The 3,661-nt window shown below is 35.3% G+C and carries 2 protein-coding genes; both read right to left on the reverse strand.

The annotated features are described in order from the left end of the window. Positions 1-721 (reverse strand): putative type VI secretion system effector (locus WA352_RS21535; RefSeq protein ID WP_336143882.1); only part of this gene is annotated, 721 nt, incomplete at its 3' end. 2 nt (positions 722-723) lie between these two features. Then, positions 724-3,516, reverse strand: a complete 2,793-nt coding sequence (locus WA352_RS21540; protein WP_033134777.1) for a T6SS effector BTH_I2691 family protein — start codon at positions 3,514-3,516, stop codon at positions 724-726. Positions 3,517-3,661: the final 145 nt, after the last annotated feature.

The following is a 3,661-nucleotide window of genomic DNA, read 5'->3' on the forward strand; positions in this document are numbered from 1 at the left end:
CTACATCTACTAGTGGTTGAGGATCATAGTTTAAAAATTCAGTATAATTATGAACATCATCATAGATACGATTAGTTTCTTTATCTTCGTATGGCTTCAGATGATTCTTATTAATTTCTACATTTAAAGCATTAATATCACTAATACCTAATATTTTATAAATTCGTTCTGATTCCTCTGCATACCCTCTAAATTGTTTCTTAACGCTATAACCTATAGAAAAAACTATTATAAATGACCCTATCAATCCAGAAAGAAATAAAAACATTTTAAATTCAAAAAAGAATAAAACCAAAGTTGTAAAAATATTAATTCCTAAAAACAGATATAATGCATTACGATTATGAGTCTTGTCAGATATTTCTACTGTATGCCCAAAAGGTGCTACCATTCCTAATAGTTTAGTGTTTTTATTCATAACTGCTAAAACATTAAAGTTTTGTTTTATTTCTTCATCATAAACCACAAAGATATCTTCTCCTTCTTTGAAAAATAGACCTGTAAAGGCTGCATAAAACTCAACATCATCAATATAGAAATGAATATAGTAACCTGGAAACCCATTTACCCCAGCTAAAGTTGCTGCTGCCCCCATCCCTCCAGATTCTGCAAACATCGATACTAAAGCCATCGCTGTTGCATGAGATCTCAGCTTTGGTAACTCACCAACAATTGCATCAACAAATTGGAGTTTTTTAATTGTCCCATATTTTACTTTCATATTTACACTCCAACGACCTCTACAAATGCTTGATTAAAAACCTCAAGCTCTTTTGCTTCATTCTCAAAATTCACTACATTAATACCAAAGGCTGATTTTTTACACCAATCTTCAAGTGCATTATCTGCAAAATAAACTTTATAAATAATTTCAACTGCTGTTAGCCCTAGAATAATGATATTAAATCTAGCCAACCAAACAACAGAACCTATACGTGTAATCATTAGGTAAAAATTTGATTTAACTAATAATTTAGAAAAACTAATCAGAGCTGGTCTTTTTAACGCATTCCCTGCACTTTGTAGAAAATCAATGGAGATTTTCGTATAGCTTAAAGCTAAACCAAAATACACACCACCACGAACAAAATAAACAACCGCGAGGAAACTATCATTACTGCTCATTGCTGCTCTAAGATCGTATAATGAAAAGAATGCACTACCAGCTATTGCAAAACTATTTGCGGCGAATTTAATTAAGTTATGTGTAGCAGTTTTGGTTGTTACTGTAATAACACCAACCAATTCCAAACTGGCGGTGATTAAGCCACATGCTCCTCCTAAAATTTGCAACTGCTGCTGAGAATCTATAGTTTTATTTAATTGGAACATTAAATTAATTGCTTCTAACACCATGACAAAAGATGCAACCCGTGCAGTACCTTTGTTTTTGCTGTCATTTAAAATTGAATCTAAAGTTGCATTGCTGACCTTTGGATCTCGCCGCTGCGGATCTAGTCCCGGAGTTGCAAACAACATCAGTGAATGTAAATTTACACCTTTACTAAAGACACCTGTACGAGCATATAAAAAGCAGCAAATTTGTGTGGCAATTAAACGATCGAGACTGGTACTTCTGGCTTTTTGTGCTGCTACACGAATAAACTCTGCGCTCCAACGCCCTATACGGCCCACAAAAGTCTTATCAAAATCGGGCATATAATGCTTGTTGGCATTATTAGATGCCCATTCATCCCATGCAGCATCTAAGGCAGCAATAGTAACAATCAACTGCTTATAGGTACTCTGGCCTGTTGTCCAGTCGGTATAATTTACAACCGATGCAAAGAAGCTTTGTGTGCCATCATTATAATAATCAATAGCAGATTTCTGGTTATAAAGAACCGCTCGCATAAACACATTATCAGACTCGACTTTACGCTTGGTAATCCAACCATCCATCTGAGTCGCGCCTGCCTTTGTTACGCCTGTACCAGCAACGGCCTGCATCATGTATTCATAAAAAACAAAGCCACTTATTTTATCTTCTGGATCAAAGGCGTGTAACTCTTGTACTAATTGAGACGATTTCAACCAAATCAAATGATCAGCACCTACCACATTTGCGTTGTCCATTCCACTTTTAGTCTTTGTAGCAACATTTGATTTAAATGTCTGCATCTCATCATATTTGACTAAAGGCTTATATTTATTCTCCCACTGATTCATTGCAAAAGCGGTATTGCTTTCAATCTTTGCCTTTTCCAGTGCTTTTGCCTTCTGTTGAGCGATTTCCTTTTGCTGTTCATATGCCTGTTTGGCAGAGCTTGGTGGGGTCATACCATATTGCGCAAAATAAGCCTTACGCGCTTTTTCGGTAAACTTGTACTGCTCAGGATTTTTTCTTTTCATCTGCTCAAGGTTCTGTTGATGCATTTGAAAATTACGTTCGCTATAAGGTTGGTTCAATTGGGCATCAATTGATTTCATATCAACATTTTTAGTGTGTTCTGCCCATTTTTTTGCACTTTGTAAGGCTTTTCTTTTTAAGCCTTCTTCAATCGATTCAATTAAAGGAATGCTATTAAATCGCTGCTGATTACTAATACCATCTTTATAGGTATTCATGAATTTTGTTAATTCAATAAATTGATCATTTCTTCTTTCATTTAAATCAATTGCAATTCCCAAAGCATCATAAATAGCAACGCCACATACCGCTTTTGGAAACTGGGCAAATTTACCTGAAATTTTTTGCTTTCTAGTTTGATTAGCCTTACCAAATTTCGCAAAATTAGGTGTAGGAACATGACGATCAAAAATTTGCTGGTTATAACAAAAGTTTGATTTTTGCCCTCCACGCCAAGCATTTAAATTAATCTTCTGCCATTTTTTTTCATTGGCATAACTAACTCGATTTGCTTGGTAGAGTTTTAATCTTGCTTGTGTAAGAAATCCCTTTGAAAATAGAAGATAGGCTGTTTTTGCCTTTGACTTCTGAAAAGGCGCAAGACAAATCATTGAGCTATTTGCAAAGTGTTTTTCATTGGTACAACCATATGGCGTCGGTGCACAATTCGGGTCAAAAATATTCTTGAGCTTTGCTAGAAATCCTTCTTCATTGACACGATATCCCAACCATCGGGTTGCTCCATTCTCATACTCAACAAAGGCATATAAATAACCTGTATTTAAATATTTTAATGTGTACTTCGAATAAGCAATGGTCTTATCACCTACATAACTATTCAAGTGCGCAGGTAGAGAAACCGCTTGGGTATCTGCTTTCTTAGCGATAGCATAGCGTGTCGGAAATAGAAAAAAACTATCATCTTCTGCATGACAAAATGGGCAATCCTTTTTTTGCTCATTTACCCCTTCTGAAGAAAGCTGTTTTACTGCAATTGCTTTGGGTGCGCCTTTAGATTGATTGGCAGGTAATTCAGCTTTCTTTTGTTCAATCTTGGCTAAATCGTATTTTTTAAGATTCTGCCCCCAAGAAACAGTTTTATTTGCTTGATTGTTTTGTGCATTCTGTAAATAAGGGGGAAGTTTTTTAGTTGAATTATTATCCATTTACACGATCTCTTTCTAAAACATTGGCTTGCAAAGTTGAATCTGTATTGAGCTTTTCAAGCATTTGCTCATAATCTTCTCTATGCCATAAAGTTTTAATGTCTGCATGCTCAGTCAAAGTTGAACCGACTTTATAGAACCAATA

The organism is Acinetobacter sp. 102, from assembly GCF_037028485.1.
Classification (GTDB): Bacteria; Pseudomonadota; Gammaproteobacteria; order Pseudomonadales; family Moraxellaceae; genus Acinetobacter; species Acinetobacter higginsii.